The organism is Nocardia sp. NPDC127606, from assembly GCF_042671725.1.
Classification (GTDB): Bacteria; Actinomycetota; Actinomycetes; order Mycobacteriales; family Mycobacteriaceae; genus Nocardia.
Map to the genome: position 1 here is coordinate 78,570 of NZ_JBHXWQ010000007.1, position 15,233 is coordinate 93,802.

Annotated in this window: 14 protein-coding genes; 9 read left to right on the forward strand and 5 right to left on the reverse strand. The window is 68.2% G+C overall.

Features of this window, described 5'->3' with window-relative positions; genetic code table 11:
* Positions 1 to 177: 177 nt before the first annotated feature.
* Together ACFVJ5_RS26715 and ACFVJ5_RS26720 are read left to right on the forward strand one after the other, a co-directional pair.
* Positions 178 to 2,325 (forward strand): catalase, encoded by a 2,148-nt coding sequence (locus tag ACFVJ5_RS26715; RefSeq protein WP_379224109.1) that lies wholly within the window; start codon positions 178 to 180, stop codon positions 2,323 to 2,325.
* A gap of 266 nt (positions 2,326 to 2,591) precedes the next feature.
* The gene (locus ACFVJ5_RS26720) at positions 2,592 to 2,966 is read left to right on the forward strand and encodes a hypothetical protein (RefSeq protein WP_379224111.1); all 375 of its coding nucleotides are present in this window, start codon (positions 2,592 to 2,594) and stop codon (positions 2,964 to 2,966) included.
* 69 nt (positions 2,967 to 3,035) lie between these two features.
* Here ACFVJ5_RS26720 and ACFVJ5_RS26725 read toward each other — a convergent pair whose 3' ends face one another.
* Positions 3,036 to 3,722, reverse strand: coding sequence for a PAS and ANTAR domain-containing protein (locus ACFVJ5_RS26725; protein WP_379224113.1), 687 nt, complete (start codon positions 3,720 to 3,722; stop codon positions 3,036 to 3,038).
* A gap of 124 nt (positions 3,723 to 3,846) precedes the next feature.
* On the opposite strand from ACFVJ5_RS26725, the gene ACFVJ5_RS26730 reads away from it, so the two are divergent.
* The 3 genes from ACFVJ5_RS26730 to ACFVJ5_RS26740 all read left to right on the forward strand — a co-directional run bounded on the left by ACFVJ5_RS26730 (position 3,847) and on the right by ACFVJ5_RS26740 (position 5,792).
* On the forward strand, positions 3,847 to 4,020 hold the full coding sequence (locus ACFVJ5_RS26730) for a CsbD family protein (protein ID WP_378995042.1): 174 nt from the start codon (positions 3,847 to 3,849) through the stop codon (positions 4,018 to 4,020).
* 83 nt (positions 4,021 to 4,103) lie between these two features.
* On the forward strand, positions 4,104 to 5,204 hold the full coding sequence (locus tag ACFVJ5_RS26735) for a glutamate--cysteine ligase (RefSeq protein ID WP_379224115.1): 1,101 nt from the start codon (positions 4,104 to 4,106) through the stop codon (positions 5,202 to 5,204).
* 144 nt (positions 5,205 to 5,348) lie between these two features.
* Positions 5,349 to 5,792: an anti-sigma factor antagonist gene (locus ACFVJ5_RS26740; protein WP_379224117.1), complete on the forward strand. Its 444-nt coding sequence runs from the start codon at positions 5,349 to 5,351 to the stop codon at positions 5,790 to 5,792.
* A 27-nt stretch (positions 5,793 to 5,819) separates the two neighbouring features.
* Here the strand turns inward: ACFVJ5_RS26740 and ACFVJ5_RS26745 are convergent, their stop codons facing one another.
* Positions 5,820 to 6,605 (reverse strand): alpha/beta fold hydrolase, encoded by a 786-nt coding sequence (locus ACFVJ5_RS26745; RefSeq protein WP_379224119.1) that lies wholly within the window; start codon positions 6,603 to 6,605, stop codon positions 5,820 to 5,822.
* Positions 6,606 to 6,787: 182 nt separating this feature from the next.
* Between ACFVJ5_RS26745 and ACFVJ5_RS26750 the strand changes: the two genes are divergently transcribed.
* From ACFVJ5_RS26750 to ACFVJ5_RS26765, 4 genes are all read left to right on the forward strand, one after another.
* The gene (locus ACFVJ5_RS26750; RefSeq protein ID WP_379224121.1) at positions 6,788 to 8,026 is read left to right on the forward strand and encodes an alpha/beta hydrolase family protein; all 1,239 of its coding nucleotides are present in this window, start codon (positions 6,788 to 6,790) and stop codon (positions 8,024 to 8,026) included.
* 197 nt (positions 8,027 to 8,223) lie between these two features.
* Positions 8,224 to 8,727, forward strand: a complete 504-nt coding sequence (locus tag ACFVJ5_RS26755; RefSeq protein ID WP_379224123.1) for a 2Fe-2S iron-sulfur cluster-binding protein — start codon at positions 8,224 to 8,226, stop codon at positions 8,725 to 8,727.
* On the forward strand, positions 8,724 to 9,710 hold the full coding sequence (locus ACFVJ5_RS26760; protein WP_379224125.1) for an FAD binding domain-containing protein: 987 nt from the start codon (positions 8,724 to 8,726) through the stop codon (positions 9,708 to 9,710). The genes ACFVJ5_RS26755 and ACFVJ5_RS26760 overlap by 4 nt, the downstream gene beginning before the upstream one ends.
* Positions 9,707 to 11,782, forward strand: coding sequence for a xanthine dehydrogenase family protein molybdopterin-binding subunit (locus tag ACFVJ5_RS26765; RefSeq protein WP_379224127.1), 2,076 nt, complete (start codon positions 9,707 to 9,709; stop codon positions 11,780 to 11,782). The genes ACFVJ5_RS26760 and ACFVJ5_RS26765 overlap by 4 nt, the downstream gene beginning before the upstream one ends.
* Here the strand turns inward: ACFVJ5_RS26765 and ACFVJ5_RS26770 are convergent, their stop codons facing one another.
* From ACFVJ5_RS26770 to ACFVJ5_RS26780, 3 genes are read right to left on the reverse strand one after another with little or no spacing between them, the layout of a single operon-like run.
* A complete protein-coding gene (locus ACFVJ5_RS26770) occupies positions 11,783 to 12,970 on the reverse strand; it encodes a lipase family protein (RefSeq protein ID WP_379224129.1) in 1,188 nt (395 codons plus the stop codon).
* Positions 12,971 to 12,995: 25 nt separating this feature from the next.
* Positions 12,996 to 14,204, reverse strand: coding sequence for a lipase family protein (locus ACFVJ5_RS26775; protein WP_379224131.1), 1,209 nt, complete (start codon positions 14,202 to 14,204; stop codon positions 12,996 to 12,998).
* On the reverse strand, positions 14,201 to 15,091 hold the full coding sequence (locus ACFVJ5_RS26780; protein WP_379224133.1) for an oxidoreductase: 891 nt from the start codon (positions 15,089 to 15,091) through the stop codon (positions 14,201 to 14,203). Before ACFVJ5_RS26780 ends, ACFVJ5_RS26775 begins: the two co-directional genes overlap by 4 nt.
* Between the last annotated feature and the right edge of the window lie 142 nt (positions 15,092 to 15,233).

Consider the following 15,233-nt stretch of genomic DNA (forward strand, 5'->3'; position numbering starts at 1 on the left):
AACCACCGCGACGAGGGCAACCAAAGCCACGATCGCAATTATCTCCATACGCGCCGCTTACCCCACGATCCGAGACCGAACCGCTGTTTGCCGCGCCGATAACGCGGTAGTCCATCGACGAGGTGGCAGGCTGATTCTCCGAATTCCCCGAGTGCGACGAAGGGACGACGAAATACTATGACCGACCGCGATATTCCGTCCGAATTCACCCATCCGCCGACTCCACCCGACGAGGACGCCGGAACGCCGTGTGAGCAGGCGGGTCCGGCAGCCGACCAGGAAGGGCCCGCGCTGCGCGGCCCCACGGGTGCACCGATTCCCGGTGACGCGAGCCTGCGCGCCCAGCAGGGTCCTCGGCTGACCACGCCGCAGGGCGCGGGAGTGGCCGACACCGATCACGCGCTCAAGGCGGGACCGCGCGGCCCGACGCTGCTGCAGGACTTCCACCTGCGCGAGAAGATCACCCACTTCGACCACGAACGCATCCCCGAGCGGGTCGTGCATGCTCGCGGCACCGCCGCCCACGGTGTGTTCGTCGCCAACGGCGCCGCGGCGTCGCTGACGCGCGCGAAGTTCCTGGCCGCCGACGCGCGCACCCCGGTCTTCGTGCGGTTCTCGACGGTGCTGGGCTCACGCGGGTCGGCCGATACGGTGCGGGACACCCGTGGTTTCGCGGTGAAGTTCTATACCGGCGAAGGGGTCTACGACCTGGTCGGCAACAACATTCCCGTGTTCTTCATCCAGGAAGCGATCAAATTCCCCGATGTGATCCACGCCGGCAAGCCCGAGCCGGATCGGGAGATCCCGCAGGCGCAATCCGCGCACGATACCTTCTGGGATTTCGTCACGCTGCACACCGAGGCGACCGCGCACACCTTCTGGAACATGTCGGACCGGGCGCTGCCGCGTTCGTTGCGGATGATGGAGGGATTCGGTATCCACACCTATCGGCTGGTCGCCGAAGACGGTACGACGAGTCTGGTCAAGTTCCACTGGAAGCCGCGGCTGGGCGTGCACTCGATGCTGTGGGAGGAATGCCAGTTGACGGCCGGGTTCGACCCCGATTTCCATCGCCGGGATCTGGCCGACACGATCGCGGCGGGTATGGCACCGGAATGGGATTTCGGTGTGCAGGTTTTCCCCGATACTCCCGACCACCTCTTCGAAGGCATCGATCTGCTGGACCCGACCAAGCTCGTTCCCGAGGAACTCGCTCCGGTGCAGTCGATCGGTACCTTGCGGCTCACCGCCAATCCGGAGAATTTCTTCGCCGAAACCGAACAGGTCGCTTTCTGCCCCACGCACCTGGTTCCTGGCATCGAGGTCACCGACGATCCGCTGCTGCAGGGCAGGTTGTTCTCCTATCTCGACACCCAGATCAGTCGGCTCGGCGGTCCGAATTTCACCCAGTTGCCGATCAATACGCCGCACGCCGACGTCAACGACCTCTTCCGTGACGGGATGCACCAGGGTGCGGTGCACCCCGGAGTCGCTGCCTACAAACCCAATTCGCTCGGTGGCGGGTGCCCCTACGCGGCGAGTTTCGCCGGGGATGCCTATGTCGAGTCACCGACACCCATTCCGCCGCCGACCGCGAAACTGCGGACCTCGGCCAACAGCCCGGGATCGGTCTCGTTCGCCGACCATTACTCGCAGCCGCGCATGTTCTATCGCAGCCTGACCGCCGGTGAACAGCAACATCTGGCCGACGCGTTCTCCTTCGAACTGGGCAAGTGCGAGTCCGAGGCGATCCAGCGGCGCGGTCTGCAGATGCTGGTCAATGTCGACGACGGGCTGGCCGACTACGTCGCCGGGCAGCTCGGGCTCGACAAGCCGGCCCCGAACAGCGACCACGTGGACCTCGCGCCGAGTCCCGCGTTGTCGCAGCGACAGGGCAGTTTCCCCGTGGACGGGCGGACGGTGGCCCTGCTGGTCGACGACACCACGTCGGGCGACACGGTGGGGGAGGTCTCGACCGCTCTGGAAGGGGCCGGCGTGCGGCCGATGGTCGTCGCGGCGCGCGGCGGTGTCATCGACGGTGTGCCGGTGGCACGGACTTTCGCCACGATGCGGTCGGTCGAATTCGACGGCGCGTTGTTGCTGGCCGCGCCGACGGATCCCAGGGTGAACCTGCTGGTCCAGGAGATGTGGCGGCACGGCAAAGCGATCGCCGCGGTCGACGGTGCGGCCTCGGTGCTGCAGCGCAACGACGTCGACCCCGACGCGCCCGGCATCACCGTCGCCGATCCCGGGGCGGCCGCCAGTGGGCTGCTCACCGACCTGGGCGAGCACCGCGCGTGGGCGCGCCTCGAAGGCGACACCTGACCTGCGCCGACGCGGCGCCGTTTCGAGTGCGAGTGCGCGGGCATCCCACCACTGTGGCGATCGGCCGAATGTGGAACGGGCGCCGAAGAATCGGCTCAGCCACGCTTTCGTAGGACGGTGTCGACACCGGAGTTACCTCGGCGCGGGTCGAGCGCACCATCACGATGCCAACGACGTCATCGCGGTGCTCGCTCGGCCTGCGTCGCGGCCTTTCGTGGGTGCCCGACGTCGTGCGCCCGCCGCAACACCGATGACAGGAGGCGATGATGTTCGCGATCGAGCGCACCGAGACGACCTCGGTGCCGACACCGCCGGAACCCACACCACCAGGCCCCCCACCGGACCCGTTCCTGCCCAACCCGGGCGATCCGGTACCCGCCCCGCCCGGTCCGGATCCGATACCTCGCCCGCCGAGCCCGCCCGGTCCCGATCCGGTGCCGCCGCCGCCGACTCCGCCCGGTCCTGACCCGGTGCCTGCCCCGCCGACTCCGCCCGGTCCCGGTGATCCGGTGCCCGTTCCGCCGGACCAGCCCGGTCCCGACGTTGTGCCGCCGCCGCCGATGCTTCGAGGTCTCGGCGACGCGGTGGCCGCTCCGCCGAATCCCGGCCAGGATCCCCGACTGGCCGTCACCGCAGGCTGATCTCGCTGTGCGGCATCAGAAACCGGAAAGGTCGTTCGCGGCGAAGTCCTGGGCACAACTCGTCGAGGGCTAGCCGACAGGATCGACCTGGGCGCCTTCGTGCGCGGTCAGCAGGACGTGGTCGAGCCGGGTGCGCAACCGCACCTCGTCGCCGGCCACGGTCGGCAGTTCGGCCACCACGCGTTCGGCGATGGCGCGCAGCTTCACGTTGGTCTCCTGCGAGCGCCACCGGAGTACCCGGAACGCCTGGTCGGCGTTGACGCTGTAGGCGAGCATCAGCGCGCCTTTGGCCTGTTCGATCACCACGCGCGCCTCCAGCAGCCCCGGCAGGGTGCTGTCGAGTGCCTCGCGCCGGTATTCGGCCGCGGTGTCGGACAGGTCGATGTAGTAGCCCTCGGTGCCGATCACCGTTCCGTCCACGTCGACGAGCGGCTCCGACACGACCAGCACATCGCGGATCCGGCCGTGCGTATCGATGATGCGGTGGTGGCTGGAGAACGCGCCGCTGTCCTCGACCGAGGTGATCATGGCCGCGACCCGATCCCGATCGTCGGGGTGCTTGTGCGAGACCAGCATCTCGGTCGTCGGCACGGTGCCGGGCTGGTAGCCGTGCATCCGTGCGACCTCATCGGACCATTCCCATTGCCGGGTGGCGAATCGAAACCGGAAGCGACCGACGGTCAACGAGTCGCCGACCCCGATCACGCGTTCGACAAGTGCGCGCTCTGCGGTGGATGCGTTGTCCAGTTCGGTCATGTGTTGATTATTCACCCTGGACGCCGAGCCTGTTTGCACCTGACAGACCCGGGTAGGCCGTCGATGGGTCCCCAGGACGGCCCACGGCCACAGAGTGGCCGAGAAACAGCCTGAAAGGAATACCATGGGTATCGCTGACAAGGCGAAGAACAAGGCCGAAGAGCTGGCGGGCAAGGCCAAGGAAGCCACCGGCCGCGCCACCGACGACCGCGATCTCGAGAACGAGGGTCGCGGCGAGCAGGCCAAGTCGAACCTGAAGGACGCGGGCGAGAAGGTCAAGGACGCTTTCCGCGACTGACCGGTCACGCCGCGCGGGCCATCGGTCCTTCACCGGACCGGTGGCCCGCGCCCGCTCCGCAGGTGCTGGACGGAGGTGAGAAAGTGTCCGCGCATGTTCCGACGGTCGGCGTCGAGGAAGAGTTCCTGCTGACCGATCCCGAGTCCGGCGCGCCCGCGCCGAAGAACACGCTGGTCGCCGAGACGGCGGAGAAGGCCGGGATCGATCTGCAGTTGGAGCTGACGAGCTGTCAGGTCGAGACGAGTAGCGCGGTGCACTCCGAGATCGGCGCCTTGCTGGCGGAATTGCGAACCGCACGGCGCAGGGTGGCCGAATGCGCGGCCGAGCACGGCACCCGCTTGCTGGCGGTGGCGGTTCCGCCGGCCGTCCCCGAGGGATATCCGGTCACCGATACACCGCGCTACCAGCGCATCGCACACGCTTTCGGCATGATCGCCCACGAGCAGGGGCTGTGCGGGTGCCATGTGCACGTGGCGGTGCCCGACCGTGAAACCGCGGTGCTGGTGAGCAATCATGTCCGGCCACGATTGCCGGTACTGCTCGCCTTGACCGCGAATTCGGCGATCTACCGTGACAGCGAAACCGGTTACGCGAGTTGGCGCAGTATTCTGTGGCGCCGGTGGCCCAGCGCGGGTCCGCCGCCGTACTTCGCCTCGCTGCGTGACTACGAATCGATCGTCGCGATGATGCGATCCAGCGGCAGCATCCTGGACAACAAGATGGTCTATTGGGACGTCCGGCCATCGGAGACCTTTCCGACCGTCGAAATCCGGGTGAGCGATGTGCCGGCGACCGCCGAGGAATCCGCCCTGCTGGCCGCGCTCATCCGCGGAATCGTCACTACCGCGCTCGACGCGATCGCCCAGGACATCCCCGCTCCCGCGGTGTCCGGCGAAATGCTGCGCGCCGCCTATTGGAACGCCGCGCGATTCGGGTTCGACGGCAACGGCCTCGACCTCGTCGCGGGCCGCGTCGTTCCCCATCAGGACCTGCTGGCCGGGCTCGTCGACGACATCGCGGCGGCGTTGCGTCGTTGTGGTGACTACGCCTTCGTCACCGATGCGGTCGAGGCGCTCGGCGAGCGCGGAAACGGCGCGCGGCGACAGGTGGCGGCGATGCACCGACGACGCGAGATCGCCGATGTGATCAGCGAACTCGCCGACGCCACCCTCGAGGGCTGCTGACCGCGACTGCGTGCGCATCGGATCCATCACAAACGGTGACACGATCGGTTCGGCGTGCTCAAATGGGATCACCAGCCGTTCTTGAGCCACCAGGATCGGCCGGGGCAGTGTGTACACCTGCCGGTGTCGAGGGATCGGGCACTCGTGAACACCCATTCCGGCCATGGCGATCGACCGTCGCGGATCGATGAATTCGACTCGATACTCCGTGCGGAGGTCACCCTCCATCACGCGGCCACTGTCCTGCACGTGCACGGCGAGATCGACGCCTGCAACCTGCCCCGATGGCGCACCATCCTCGACGAGGCCATCACGGCGGAGGGGGAGTCGGGCCACCTGGTGATCGACATCAGAGACGTGACGTTCATGTCCTGCCGGGCGATCCTCGACATGGCGACCCGCGCCCAGCAGAGCGAACTGCGCATGAGCGTGGTCAATCCGGTGCCGTCGGTCACCAACCGGATCATCGTCGCGGCCGGTCTCACCGAGTGGCTACCCGTCTACGCGAGCCGAACCGAGGCTCTGGCTGCGTGCACGCTCCCGCGGCCCACCCGAACTGTTCCGCCGACGTCGTGGACGACGACGTAGACCGGGGCCGCGAATCCAGGTCCGGGTTCAATCGTGCGCAGCGGAGTCCGTGAGAATCGGCAGCAACGCCTTGGCGCTGACCATGTGGTCCTGTCCGGCGAGCACCTGATGGGTCGCCTGGGGGATCGCCGCGGCGAGCTCCCGGGCCACCTGCTGCATCCCGGGCGGGTTTTTCTCCCCGACAACGACTTTCACGGGAACCCGGATCTTGTCGAACCGTTCCATCGGGGGAAGTGTCTCGGTGATCGCGATGTCGTACATCAAGGTGGGGGCGAGTGCCTTCATCGTTTTCCACCCGGGAAACAGCGGTAGCAGCGAGACGAACGCGCCCGGCATCCCGATCCCGCGTAGAAACGCCTTCAGCGCTCGCGCGTTCTCCGCCTGGTCGAGCAGTGCGCGTACCGTCGCGGCCAGCTCGGCGTAGGACGCCCGTTCGGCCTCGTCGTGCACATAGGGGGCGTCGTAGATCACGACTCTGTCGAGCTTGTCCGGTATCCGTGCCGCCGCTTCGAGGGCCAGTGCGGCACCCGAGGAATGTCCGTAGAGAATCGCGCGCCCACCGGCGGCATCGACCATCGCCTCGATGTCGTCGACTTCCCGCTCGATCGCATACGGCTGCGCGTCGCCGCTGTCCCCACGCCCGCGCCGGTCGTAGTTGTAGACGGTGAAGCGCGTGGCGAACACCCGCACGTCGCCGACAATCGGCCGAAACCGCCGGAAACACGTCGCACCGGTGATGTACACCAGCGCCGGCCCGTCACCGGACCTGTCATAGGCGAGTTCGGTGCCGTCCTTGGACGTAGCGATCCTCATAGCTCGTTCCCTTCGGTGTCCGGCGCGCGCGGATCCCGATCGATCCACTGTCTACCACTACGACGATGTCGCCCCCGCAAACTCATCGGTGCGGCATACGAGCCCTGTCCGGCGCAGCGGTATATTGCGCCGCGGCCGGACCAGGACGTGTTCGACACGACGATCAGGAGGATTCAGTGGTGATGGATTCAGGCACGAAGTCGGCGTCGATCGTCCTGCGTCGATGCGCGCGGGCAGCCGCGGCGGTGCTGGCCGTCTGCGCGTCGGCGGTCCCTGTCGCCACCGCCGAGCCCGCGTCCACCGGTCTCGAATTCTATTCTCCGGCACCGGATTCGGTGGCAGGCGAGCATGGATCGGTGATCTCGTCACAGCCGATCGCCGGGGAGCCGGGACTGCCGGGGGCGCGCAATGTCCGCGTGCTCTACCGGTCGGTGGATGTGCACGGTCAGCCGGTCGCCGTCTCCGGCACGGTGGCTGTCCCCGAGGGAACGCCGCCGGCCGGCGGTTGGCCGCTGATCTCCTGGGCGCACGGCACCACCGGCACCGCCGACGTGTGCGCGCCTTCGCGCGACACCGGCGCCGGGTTCCCCGCGCACGACTACACCTCGTTGACGCGCGAGACCCTGGCCCGGTGGATCGCTGCCGGATACGCGGTGGCGCAGACCGACTATCAGGGGTTGGGTACGCCGGGCCCGCACGGGTACCTGATCGGGGAGGCCGAGCAGCGCGCGGTCGCGGACATGGCCCTGGCGGCGCGGGTGATCGCGCCCGAGATCGGGACTCGCTGGGTGGCGATGGGACATTCCCAGGGCGGTCAGGCCGCCGTCTACGCCAACGCGCGCTCGCAGCAGTGGGCGCCGCAATTGCGATTGCTCGGTGCGGTGGCGATGGCGCCGGCCTCGCATCTGGGGTCGGTCGTGCAGGCCTTCACCCTCGCCCAGCGCACCGGCATCGCCGAGACGGTGGACGCACCGGCGGGCTCGGTGTCGTTCATCCCGCTGTTCATCCGTGGCGCCCAGACCGTCGCCGACATCGACCCGTCGACATTTCTCACCGCCGAAGCTGTGTCGATGGTGGGCCAGGCCGATGACCGCTGCATCGGGCAGCTGCGTGAGCAGGATTCCTGGGGCGGACTCGGCGCGGGTGACACGTTCTCCGCCGACGCCGATCCCGGTGCGCTGGTGAGGGTTCTCGACGACAACGACCCCAGCGGGCTGACCCTCACCACCCCGATGCTGGTCTTGCAGGGCAAGGCCGACACCGTCGTGCTGCCCGTCGGCACCGACGCCATGGTCGCGCAGCAGCAGCTGAGCGGCCAACCCGTGGAATACCGCACCTATCCCGGCGTCGATCACCGCGCCATCCTCGGCGCGAGCAACGACGACGCCCTGGCCTGGGTGAACGCCCGCTTCGCCCGCTGAAGCACGCGCACACGTCCCGGCGACCACCACGCCGGTCGTGAGGTCCGGCGAAACCACGGCGGATGTGGTCGAGGTGCACGGCGGTAGACGGCCGGATTGGTAGCGTGGCCGACGTGCGCGCAGCGTTTGCGTACGTGCTGGTAGCGGGCCCGGAAGGGTCTGTGCGGAGTCGGTGTCCCACGACGAGAGGCCGTTCGATGCGAGCGCGGATCAGTGTGACCGTCGATGGGCGGACGCGGGTGGTGGACGTCGACACCCGCACCACCCTGCTGGATGCCCTGCGTGAACAACTGGGCGTCACCAGCCCGAAGAAGGGATGCGATCGCGGGCAATGCGGGTCGTGCACCGTCCTGCTGGACTGCAGAAGGGCGACGTCGTGCCTGGCGCTGGCCGTCGCGCACGACGGGGCGACAGTCGTCACCGCCGACGGACTGGCCGACGGTGACGACCTTCATCCGGTCCAGCGGGCCTTCCTCGAACACGACGGCTTCCAGTGCGGCTACTGCACGCCGGGCCAGATCTGTTCGGCGGTCGGCATGCTCGACGAGGTGCAGGCGGGCGCCCCGAGTCACGTGACAGCGGATCCCACGGGCGAGATCGTGCTGAGCGCCGACGAGATCCGGGAACGAATGAGCGGCAATCTCTGTCGCTGCGGGGCGTATCCGAACATCGTCGCGGCGATTCAGGAGATCGCTCGATGAGGGAGTTCGCCTACGAACGCCCCACCGACGCGGGGCAGGCGGTCGCGGCGGTGCTCGCCGAGCCCGACGCCGTATTCCTCGGTGCGGGAACCAATCTCGTCGATCACCTCAAACTCGGGATCATCGCGCCGGGCAGGCTCGTCGATGTCAGCGGACTGCCGTTCGATCAGGTGACCCAGCTGTCCGACGGTGGTGTACGCATCGGGTCGGCGGTGCGCAATGCCGATCTCGCCGCGCATCCGGCTATCCGGGCGCGGTATCCGATGCTGTCGGCGGCGCTGTTGGCCGGCGCATCGGCACAACTGCGCAATCTCGCCACCACCGGCGGAAATCTGTTGCAGCGCACAAGATGTCCCTACTTCCAGGATTCGACGGTGGCGTGCAACAAGCGTGAACCGGGCAGCGGATGCTCGGCGATCGGCGGGTTCGATCGCGACCAGGCCATCCTCGGCGCGTCCGACCAGTGCATCGCCACCCATCCCTCCGACATGGCGGTGGCGATGGTCGGATTGGGTGCGGTGGTGCGGGTGCTCGGCGCCGTCGGCGAGCGTGTGATCCCGCTGGTCGACTTATATCGGCTGCCCGGCGACGAACCCGACCGGGACACGGTCCTCGAGCACGGTGACCTGATCACCGCCGTCGACCTGCCCGCACTCGAGTGGGCGAGCACCTCCACCTACCGCAAGGTCCGCGATCGTGCGTCGTTCGCGTTCGCCCTGGTGTCGGTGGCGGCCGCCGTCGACATCGCCGACGGCGTCGTGCGGGATACGCGGATTGCGTTCGGCGGTGTCGCGGCCAAACCGTGGCGAGCATTCGCCGCCGAAGCGCGACTGCGCGGCCGGGCTGCCACCGAGGAGAACTTCGCCGCCGCGGCGGATGCCGAACTCGCCGATGCGCGCCCACAGCGGCAGAACGGTTTCAAGATCGCCTTGGCGCGCAATGTCCTCGTCGCGACCCTGCGCGAGCTGAGCGAGGCGCGATGAACTCACCGGCGATCGGCAGCTCACCCACCCGTATCGACGGACCGGCCAAACTCCGAGGTGTCGCGCCCTACGCGATGGAGCATCCGCAACCGGATCCGTTGTACGGGTTCGTGATTCAGTCGACCATCAGCTGCGGCCGCATCCGCGAGATCGACACCTCCGTGGCCGAGCGGATGGACGGCGTCGTCACGGTGCTCACCCACCACAACGCTCCCCGGCTGGCCGTCGACGACGACAACGAACTGTTCATCCTGCAGAACACCGAGATCGCGTTCCGCGGGCAAGCGATCGGCGCCGTCATGGCGACGAGCCTGGAGGTGGCCTGTGAAGCGGCCGCGCACGTGCGGGTGACCTACGACGAGCAGACCCCCGACGTGACGTTCAGTGCCGACCGGGACGACCTCCACAACCCCGAGGAAGTGAGCGGCGGCTTTCCCGCCGACACCACGATCGGTGACGTCGACGCGGCCATGGCCATCGCCCCGGTCACCATCGACCACACCTATACGACCGCGATGGTCCACAACAACCCGATGGAACCGCATGCCACCGTCGCGCACTGGACCGGCGACACCTTGACGCTGTTCGACTCCACGCAGGGCCCCCATGTGGTGCGCGCCGAGATCGCGCCCCTGTTCGGCTTGGCGCCCGAGCGGGTGCGGGTGATCGCACCTTTCGTCGGTGGTGGCTTCGGGTCCAAGGGTGAGCCGCACGCCAATATCGTGCTCGCCGCGATGGCCGCGAAACTCTGCGGCGGGCGACCCGTGAAGCTGCCGCTGACCAGGCAACAGCTGTTCTCCCTCGCCGGCTATCGGACGCCGACCAGCCAGCGGGTCCGGCTCGGCGCGCACCCCGACGGCACCCTGACCGCGATCGCCCACGACGCGATCGCGCAGGCCTCCACGGTGAAGGAATTCGCCGAACCGACCGCCGTGGTCACCCGCGTGATGTACTCGGCGGCCAACCGATCGACCTCGCACCGTTTCGCGGCACTGAATGTTCCCGTCTCGTCGTGGATGCGCGCGCCCGGGCACTGTCCGGGCATGTTCGCCGCGGAGACGGCGATGGACGAACTCGCGATCGCCCTCGGCATGGACCCGATCGCCTTGCGCATCCACAACGAACCCGAGGTCGATCCGGAATCGGGGCGCCCGTTCTCCACCCGTGGGCTGGTCGAATGCCTGCGTACCGGGGCGGAGCGCTTCGGCTGGGCGGAGCGCGACCCGGCGCCGAAATCGCGGCGCGAGGGCCGATGGCTGATCGGCTCCGGGGTCGCGGCGGCGACCTACCCGGCCGACACCTCCTCGGGCAACAGCGCCCGCGTGCGCTACACCGGTGACCGCTACGACGTCGCCATCGACGCCGTCGATATCGGAACCGGCACCTGGACCTCCCTCGGCCAGATCGCCGCCGACGCCCTCGGGGTCGACGTGGACCGCATCGATCTGCGTATCGGCGATTCCGATCTCCCCAAAGGGACGGTCGCGGGCGGTTCGACCGGCATGGCGTCCTGGGGTTCGGCCGTGGTGGCGGCCGCGCGGGCCTTCCGCGACCGGTTCGGGCCGGAACCTGCCGGCGGCGCCGAGATCACGGTCGAGGCGCCCGAATACCCAGGGCGAGAGAACTTCTCGACCCATGCGTTCGGTGCGCACTTCGTCGAGGTCCGCGTGGACACCGACACCGCCGAGATCCGGGTTCCGCGCGTGGTCAGCGTTTTCGGCGCGGGCCGGATCATCAATCCACGGATGGCCCGCTCCCAATTCATCGGCGCCGTCACCATGGGTCTGTCGATGGCACTGTTGGAACAGAGCGAGTTCGATCCGCGTCTGGGCGCCGTGGTCAACCACGACCTCGCCGGGTACCACATCCCGGTCAACGCCGATATCGGCGACATCGACGTCAGCTGGATCGACGAACACGACCCGCATCTGAACCCGATGGGCAGCAAGGGAATCGGCGAGATCGGCATCGTCGGCTCGGCGGCCGCGGTGGGCAACGCGATCTATCACGCCACCGGCGTCCGCGTCCGCCGCGTCCCCATCCACCTCGAAGACTTGCTCGGCGCGCTCTGATCAGCAGCGGGTCGGCGCGGGTTCGCCGCGGAACCTGGCTTCGATGAAGTTCCAGGCCTCGGGCAGACCTGCCACCGCGGTCGTCAAGTGCTCGGCTATCTGATAGCGGGAGAACGTGACCGGCGCGCCTGCCGCGCAGTAGCGGGTGGCGACGTCCTCGACGGCATCGAAGGGTGTCAGTTCGTCGAAGACGCCCTGCCAGATCAACATCGGTGTCTCGGGCACCTCGGGGTCGTAGCGCAAACTGTTCTCCCGCAACACCGCTCGCGCCTCGGGGCTGTCCATCAGGGACTTGGTCGCCGCCAGCTGTTCGGCGCTGCGGGCCACCCCGTGGAACAGCAGGAAGCGCCGGCATTCGTCAGCGGTGAAATCACGGAACCACAGGCCCTCGCCGTTGAGCTGCTCGGAAATGGGCAGACGCTGGGGGTATTCGCGCTCCAGGCCCATCGCCGCCGCCCAGGCGAGGCCGAAACCGGGATGGTGCCCGAAGCCGATCCCGAGGGCCATCTGTTCGAGGTCGGCGGGGATGCCGCCGGCGGCGACGCCCGCGAGTGTCAATTCCGGTGCGTAGGTCGGTTGCAGCGCGGCCGCCCACGCGGTGGCCAGCCCGCCGCCGGAGTACCCGGCGAGTGCGATCGGGGACTGGCCGAGGCCGAGTTCGGGCGCGCGCTGGAGCGCTCGCACACTGTCGAGGGTGACCATGCCGCTGAGCCTGGCGGCGCCGTAGGCGACATTCGGCCCGAGGTAGTCCGGCAAGGCGACCGCCCACCCGCGGCCCAGCGGCAGAACCGCGCCGAACGCGTCGGGGGTTTCGTCGTTGATCAGCGAGGTGGAAGGGTTGCATTTGGTGCCGAGGGAGTTGATCAGCGCCTGGTAGGACACCAGCGGCGGGTTCGCGACACCGGCGGGGATCAACACCGTGGTGACGCCCATGATGGGGTCGCCCGCGGAGTTGGTCGAGCGGAAGGCCACGTGCCAGATGTCGGTGCCCTGGTAGGGGCCCAGGTTGAACTTCCGTTGCCGCACCACGTCACCGGGCGCGAAGTCGCCGATATCGGCCGGTGCGGTGAAGAAGGGATCGGGATTGGGGGTGGGATAGTGCGGTTCCGGCGTCGCCGCGGGAGCGAAGATGCCGACGGTGAGGCCGTAGAACAGCACCGTGAGTGCGGCCGTCAAAATCCGGCGCATGGCGAATCCTTGTCTCTGGGGGAAGTCAGCAGTTGCTCGGCGCGGGTTCGCCGTGGAAGCGGGCATCGAGCCACGCGACGGCAGATGGGAAACCCATCACCGCGGTGGCCAGGTGATCGGGGCTCGGATAGAGCTCCGACTGCACCGGTGTCCCGGCCAAGCAGTAGCGCTGGTTCGTGCGATCGACCGCGTCGACGGGGATGAGCGGGTCGATGGGGGTGTGCCACTCGAAGATCGGGATCGTCGGCACGGGCTCGAACAGTTCCAGGCTGTTGGCGTCGCCCACTTCCCACGCCCGCGGGTCGTCGATCAGTGAGACGGTCGAGGCGAGATCGGAGGCGCTGTGCATGGCTCCGGCGGCGATGAGTTCGACCGTGCACCCGTTGGCCATGGCATCGCGCACCGCCAAGCCGGTGTCGTTGAGCTGCCCGCTGATCGGCAGGCGGTCGGGGTACTCGCGTTCGAGGCCGAGCGCGGCGGCCATCGCGAGACCGAACATGGGATGCGGGGCGAAGCCGAGTGCGCGTGCCATCGTGGTGATGTTCATCGGCACCCCGCCCTGCGCGGCGCCGACCAGGCGCAATTCGGGCGCGTACTGCGGTGCGAGCGCGGCCGCCCAGCCGGTCGCCATGCCGCCGCCGGAGTACCCGAGCATGGCGGCCGGGCTGTCGGCGAGGCCGAGTTCTGCGACCCTGGTCGCGGCGCGGATGCCGTCGAGGGTGATCTGGCCGCCCAGTCTGGCCGCGCCGTAGGCGGCGTTGGGGCCGAGATGGTCCGGCAGGGCGATGCTCCAGCCGCGCAGCAGCATCGTGTTCAGCAGCGGCACAGCGCGATAGAGCAGATTCGGATCGTAGGCGTAGAGGGCACGCGAGACCGCGCACTGGGTGCCGAGACCGTTGATGATGTGCTGGTAGGACAGCAGCGGCGCGCCCGGGCGATGGTCTTTCGGGGTGAGGATCGTGGTCGTCGCGGCGATCGGCCTGCCCTGGGAATCGTTGGACCGAAACTTCACCAAAGTGACTGTGGCGGTGGGGAAGTAGGGCAGCGGCTCTTGGACCCGGACCGCCAGCACGGCCCCGGGTTCCATGCTCGCGATGTCGGCGGGCGCGGCGTAGAAGGGGTCGGGGTCGGGAGCCGGATACACCGGTGGTGCCCCGGTGGCCGACGGTGGGCCCGAGGCAGCGAGAACACCGACCATGACGGCACAGGCCAGGGTGCGCAGGCCAATTCTCATGGGGTCACCGCCGACGCGGGAAAGCGGACACCGGTGGCGCGTTCGGATGCCGTCCACAACTGCTGCCAGAGGGCCCGATCCTGAGACAGCGCGCTCGACGGGCAGGCGCTGACCGGTCCTCGGGTGTTGAACAGCTTGGTCGGGCCCCAATAGATATCGGGATCCGCATCCGGCGCGGTGGCGGCGTAGAGCATCGATTGCGCTGCCGCGGTGCGTGATTGGCCTACCAGGCGGATGAACGGTTCGGCAACGTAGTCGAGCGGCGTCTGCGTCTTGGCGACGAGCCCGGTCGGTGCGACACCGGGGTGCACGGCGTAGGAACGTAGCGTCGACCCGGATTCGCGCAGCCTGCGCTGTAGTTCGCGGCCGAACATCAGGGTGGCCAGCTTCGATTCCGGATAGGCCGCGTGTCGACTGTATCGGCGGTGTTCGAAGCGCAGATCGTCGAGCGGCAGCGCCTTGGTCCACCCGTGGGAAATGCTCGACAAAGAGATGACCCGGTCCTGGATCCGATCCAGCAGCAGGCCGGTCAAAGCGAAGTGACCGAGATGGTTGACGCCGAATTGTGTTTCGAATCCATCGGCGGTACGGGCGAACGGCACATTCATCAATCCGGCATTGTTGATCAGCACATCGAATTCGCCGCATTCCCGCGCGAAGCGCCGGACGTCGGACAGATCGGCAAGATCCAGGGCCGCCACGGAGACATCGCCGACCAGCTGATCAGCGATGGCGCGGCCCCGTTCGGTATCACGGCACGCCATGATCACCGTGGCGCCACGGGCTGCCAACGTGCGGGTCACCACCTCACCGAGGCCGCCGTTGGCTCCGGTGATCACGAATCGTCGGCCGTGCTGATCCGGTATCGGATCGGGAGTCCTTGCCATGGCGCAAGACCTTACGAATCGCGGTCGCCGGGTGGCAATGCGTTTGGAAAATGTCAGGGACGACGCGAGGACCGTTGGTCGTTTCCCAAAGAGGCCCGGCGCGCGCGGAATTCGGTTGCCCGCTGTCGTAGCGTGGCGCCGG